The sequence below is a fragment of the Brevundimonas sp. genome (assembly GCF_023259385.1).
GTDB lineage: Bacteria > Pseudomonadota > Alphaproteobacteria > Caulobacterales > Caulobacteraceae > Brevundimonas.
The window spans coordinates 1-3,240 of sequence record NZ_JAHFPF010000309.1 but is presented as its reverse complement, the minus strand read 5'-3'; the positions used below and the strand labels follow the sequence as shown (position 1 = coordinate 3,240).

The 3,240-nt window shown below is 67.3% G+C and carries 3 protein-coding genes and 1 pseudogene; all 4 read right to left on the bottom strand.

All coding sequences use genetic code 11. The features are described from left to right. On the bottom strand, positions 1-315 hold a 315-nt coding region (locus tag Q0C81_RS17345; RefSeq protein WP_291840941.1), incomplete at its 3' end, for a hypothetical protein. Between the two features lie 130 nt (positions 316-445). Beyond that, on the bottom strand, positions 446-1,081 hold the full coding sequence (locus Q0C81_RS17340; protein ID WP_035310196.1) for a glutathione S-transferase N-terminal domain-containing protein: 636 nt from the start codon (positions 1,079-1,081) through the stop codon (positions 446-448). A gap of 56 nt (positions 1,082-1,137) precedes the next feature. Next, positions 1,138-2,661: a 2-oxoglutarate dehydrogenase complex dihydrolipoyllysine-residue succinyltransferase gene (gene odhB, locus Q0C81_RS17335; protein ID WP_035310194.1), complete on the bottom strand. Its 1,524-nt coding sequence runs from the start codon at positions 2,659-2,661 to the stop codon at positions 1,138-1,140. A gap of 42 nt (positions 2,662-2,703) precedes the next feature. Beyond that, a pseudogene (gene sucA, locus Q0C81_RS17330) lies at positions 2,704-3,240 on the bottom strand (2-oxoglutarate dehydrogenase E1 component); the annotation flags it as partial.

Below are 3,240 nucleotides of genomic sequence, written 5' to 3'. Positions count from 1 at the left end.
ATAGCCGGCGAAGGCGTGGACCGACCGGCGACGGCCGCTCAGGGCCGTAGGCTCGGCGATGCGGACGGCGCGATCATTCCACAGCAGATACAGGGCCTGGATCGTCCACCCGGCCAGGAAGGCCGCGACCGCCCAGCCGCTGAGCGCCGCCAGGGCCGCGCCGGAGGCCAGGACCAGCATGGCGCCCAGCGCAATCACCCCGTCCCCGACCTGGTCGGTGACGGACACCGGGATCAGCCCCGACAATGCACGCTGCAAACGCCAGTTGAGCCAGGCCTGATACAGAAGCATCAGCCCGCCCAAGACGTAGAACACCCCTATCGCGCGCGCTGCCCACTCCATGGCGGGAATAAGGCGTCATTCCCGCCCGGGCCGTAAGTGCGGAAAACCCCTTAGTCGGCTGAAAAGGTCCAACCGGCGCAAACGAGACACAACCGATGATATCTCAGGCTGCGCGCGTCTGCTCGGCCTGGAGCGCCCGGACGACCGCCGGACGCCGGCCCATCCGGTCGTAATGGGCGCGTACATTCGGAAACTCGGCCACATCCACGCCGTCGCCTTCCAGCCAGCCGGTGAAGGTGAACAGATAGGGATCTGCGACGGAATAGGCGTCGCCCATCACCCAGTCGCTGTCTCCGTTCCGGGCCAGATCCGCCTCGATCAGGGTGAAACAGTCCCGCATGTTCTGCGCCACCTTGGCCGCCATCGAGGCCTGGGCCGCAGCGTCGTCGCTCCAGCGCGAGGCCCGGCGGCCATGGGCGTGGGCGACGTGGACAGTCGAGGCCAGATAGAGGTTGAAGGCCTGCATCCGCGCAAGAGCGAAGGGCTCGACGGGCGCCAGCAGACCCTGCGGAGCGAGGGCGGCGATATAGGCCAGAATGGCCGGGCTTTCGGTCAGGACGCCCTGATCGGTCACCAGAGCCGGAACCCGCCCCTTGGGATTGATCGCCAGAAACTCGGGCCGGCGCTGGTCCCCCTGGGCGAAGTCGACCAGGCGGGCTTCGAACGCCAGGCCGGACTCTTCCAGCGCGATATGGCTGGCCCGGCTGCAGGATCCGGGGGCGGTATAGAGGGTCAGCATGATCGGCCTCGTCGGGAAAGAAAAAGGCGACGAGAACCTCGCCGCCTTTCCGTCTCTTACAGGTCCAGCAGGGCCCGCTGCGGGTCTTCCAGCAGTTCCTTGATGCGGACCAGGAAGGTCACGGCTTCCTTGCCGTCGACAATGCGGTGATCATAGCTGAGGGCCAGGTACATCATCGGACGGATCTTGACCTCGCCGTTGATGGCCATCGGGCGCTGGACGATGTTGTGCATGCCCAGGATGCCCGACTGCGGGGCGTTCAGGATCGGCGTCGACATCAGCGACCCATAGGTGCCGCCGTTGGTGATGGTGAAGGTGCCGCCCTGCAGCTGGTCCATGGTCAGGGCGCCGTCGCGGGCGGCCTTGCCCAGGGCGCCGATGCCCTTTTCGATGCCCGCCAGGCTCAGGGTGTCGGCGTCGCGCAGCACCGGAACCACCAGACCCTTTTCGGTGCCGACGGCGACGCCGATGTCATAGTGGTTCTTGTAGATGATGTCCGTGCCGTCGATCTCGGCGTTGACGGCCGGAATCTCGTGCAGGGCCGCAACCACGGCCTTGGTGAAGAAGGACATGAAGCCCAGCTTCACGCCGTGGCGCTTCTCGAACACCTCTTTGTACTGGGCGCGCAGGGCCATGACATTGGTCATGTCCACCTCGTTGAAGGTGGTCAGCTGGGCGGCCGTGTTCTGCGATTCCTTCAGGCGACGGGCGATGGTCTGACGCAGGCGCGTCATCTTCACCCGCTCTTCGCGCGGGCCGACGGCGCGCGGGGCCGAAGGCGCGGCGGCGGCGGCGGCCGGAGCCGGGGCGGCCTGACCGATGGCGGCGATGGCGTCAGCCTTGGTGATATTGCCCTTGGGCCCCGTGGCGGCGATGGCCTTCGGATCCAGATTGTTTTCGGCGACGACGCGCTGGACGGCCGGCGACAGGGTGTCGTTCTTGCCGCCCGAGACCTGGGCCGAGCCGGTGTTGGCCGGAGCGGCGGCAGGCGCCGGGGCAGCGGCGGCCGGAGCCGAAGCGGCTGCGCCCGAACCCGAAACCGAACCGATCTTCTGGCCGGGGGTGACGGTCGCGCCCTCGTCGGCGGCGATGGTCAGCACGCCGTCAGCCGGCGCCGAAACCTCGACCGCGACCTTGTCGGTCTCGATCTCGACCAGCAGTTCGTCCTTCTTGACGGCGTCGCCGCTCTTCTTGAGCCACTTGCCCATAGAGCCCTCGGCGACGCTTTCGCCCATCACCGGCACGGTGATGTCGATGCTGGACGCAGCGGCGGCGGGCGCCGCCTTGGCCTCGGCCTTGGCGGCCTTGGCTGGGGCCGAGGCCGGAGCCGCAGCGGCGGCCGCGCCGCCTTCGGTCACCGAACCCAGGACCGTGCCCGGCACGACGGTGTCGCCCTCGGCGGCGTTGATGGCGCCCAGGACGCCGTCGGCCGGCGCCACCACTTCCAGCGAGACCTTGTCGGTCTCCAGTTCGACGAGCAGTTCGTCCTTCTTGACCGCGTCGCCGACCTTCTTGGTCCATTTCGCGATGGTGGCCTCGGTGACGGATTCACCGAGGGCGGGGGTCAGGATGTCGGCCATGTCGGGTCCAGCTGTCTCTTTGGGAGTATTCGGTGAGGTGTATCAGGCGAAGGCTTCGTTGGTGAAGGTCTCGAGTTCCTTCAGGTGGCGGCTCATCAGGCCGGCCGCCGTCGAGGCGGAACCGGGACGGCCGACGTAGCGGGCGCGCTTGGAGGGCGACGTCCAGCTTGTCGAGCGTCAGCTCCAGCCACGGATCGACGAACGTCCAGCCGCCCATGTTCTTTGGCTCTTCCTGGCACCAGACCACTTCCGCCTTCGGGAAGCGGGCCAGTTCCTTGCGCAGGGACTGGATCGGCCACGGATAGAACTGCTCCAGGCGCAGGATATAGACGTCGTCCACCGCCTGGCCGTCCTTGGCCTTCTTCTCGCGGGCGTCCAGCAGGTCGTAATAGACCTTGCCCGAACACAGGATGACGCGGCGGATCGCCTTGTCGGCCTTGATCTTGATCCCGGCGACGTCGGGGCGGGTCTGGGCGTCGTCGTGCAGGACGCGGTGGAAGGACGAACCCTCCGCCAGATCCTTCATCGACGAGACCGCCTTCTTGTGACGCAGCAGGCTCTTGGGCGTCCTCAGGATCA

Bases quoted from the DNA above. Each gene is read 5' to 3' on its own strand.
- Q0C81_RS17340 (WP_035310196.1), bottom strand. From the start codon at position 1,081: ATGCTGACCCTCTATACCGCCCCCGGATCCTGCAGCCGGGCCAGCCAT.
- odhB (WP_035310194.1), bottom strand. From the start codon at position 2,661: ATGGCCGACATCCTGACCCCCGCCCTCGGTGAATCCGTCACCGAGGCC.